Below are 1,465 nucleotides of genomic sequence, written 5' to 3'. Positions count from 1 at the left end.
CATTCACGAGCAAGAAAGCGTTCCTAAGAAAGCCAAGCGGGTTAAAACCGATAGAGGCTGTCGATTGCCTGCGGATTTTGAACCCGATTACGATTTTGCCATTGCAGAGGGCTTGCCTCCAGAGCGTGTGAAAGTCGAAATCGCAAAATTTAGAGATTATTGGAATGCCAAGGCAGGTAAGGACGCTAGTAAGCGTGATTGGCAAGCAACGTGGCGCAACTGGGTACGCAAGGCAATTGAAGATTTACAGAAAGGAAAAAACTATGGAAAGCCAAGCACTGAAACAACAGAACAGCAGCGTGGATGGAGTTATCGCGTTGCACAGCACATGTCCAATATCAAAAATTCAGATAGTGTGTACAAATTTTTATTCGAGGATGACAACCGAACCACCATTCCATTGGAAAACGGGGCAAAAACCATTGATTGCAGAAGCGGAGAGAATTACCTCATTAGTCCATGATGCGTTGCAAAAGCTTGAAAAGAAAGCGACTGAAGAAGAAATTCAAACAACGTATCTTGTCCTTTCAAATGGACTTAAGAGCCCCATGGGATCAGATGAAAAAGCGACAGCGCTTGCGTATCTTTACGCTCTTGAAGGCATAAGCAGCTGGGTATTGCAAACGGCAACAAAGAACGCTTTGAAAGGCAAAGCAGAGGGATTAAATGCAACCTTTATGCCCTCAACAGCAGATTTTTATCGTTATTGCGAAAAGCTTGAAAGTGATATTCGCTTTCGTGCAAACCGTCTTCTAAAGAACCTTGAAAAGCCTGAAAAGGGAACAAATCAAAAGGCACCGATGCCATCAGAACGCATTGAAAAGCCTCATAGAAGTCTTGAAGAGGTTTTAAAGGGCATTGAAGGATAAACAGCAAAGTAGTGAAATTTGCTGAACGTTTTGAGAATAGATATGCGTTTAAATTGACAGAAAGGCACCGTACAGAGCGATTTAAAGATTTTATGATAAAAACCACATTGAAATTAAAAACGCTTCTATACGGTCCATTTTGAGGCAATAAACCCATTGGTAAAGTTATGGATTTAGATAGGGGATATTAAACCAGATGTTTTTAAAAAAATGTAAACAGAAAGGGCAAAAAAAGTGGGTTGCAACGGCGGTGGGGCATGCACCATGGGGATTAGGGGTAGCTGAGTATTTTTATAACCTTTACGAATATGATGATGGTACAAGAGAATACGAAGAATTTGACGGTGGTCAGTATCATGAGATGCCTGACAAAGTTGATTACAGTACAAAGGCGCAAGTGAAAGCATGGGTTTATGGGGGTGGTATTCCGCAAAGCGTTCTCAATTACGAACCTCTTATAGACGAGATCAATAAAGAGATCAAAAAATTATCAAAAACCGCAGGAAATAAATATGTTTACAGATAAGCAGCTAAGAGCCTTGTTTGGTATTATAATTTTTATATTTTTATGCTTTTTAGGAATTAAAAAAAATCCC

2 protein-coding genes and 1 pseudogene are annotated in these 1,465 nt (G+C 40.1%); all 3 read left to right on the top strand.

The window, feature by feature from the left end; translation table 11 throughout:
* Positions 1 to 463, top strand: a pseudogene (locus U736_RS12425) (DUF1376 domain-containing protein); the annotation flags it as partial.
* Positions 423 to 869, top strand: coding sequence for a hypothetical protein (locus U736_RS0108650; protein WP_026500680.1), 447 nt, complete (start codon positions 423 to 425; stop codon positions 867 to 869). The pseudogene U736_RS12425 and the gene U736_RS0108650, both read left to right, overlap by 41 nt.
* 196 nt (positions 870 to 1,065) lie before the next feature.
* On the top strand, positions 1,066 to 1,395 hold the full coding sequence (locus tag U736_RS0108645) for a hypothetical protein (RefSeq protein WP_026500679.1): 330 nt from the start codon (positions 1,066 to 1,068) through the stop codon (positions 1,393 to 1,395).
* Positions 1,396 to 1,465: the final 70 nt, after the last annotated feature.

This window comes from Bartonella grahamii ATCC 700132 (assembly GCF_000518085.1).
Taxonomy (GTDB): Bacteria; Pseudomonadota; Alphaproteobacteria; order Rhizobiales; family Rhizobiaceae; genus Bartonella; species Bartonella grahamii.
Note: the sequence above shows the minus strand (reverse complement) of the source record. Positions and strands in the feature narration are given on the sequence as shown.

What these genes read in the sequence shown, in the direction of transcription:
- U736_RS0108645 (WP_026500679.1), top strand. Translation starts at nt 1,066, where the DNA reads ATGTTTTTAAAAAAATGTAAACAGAAAGGGCAAAAAAAGTGGGTTGCA.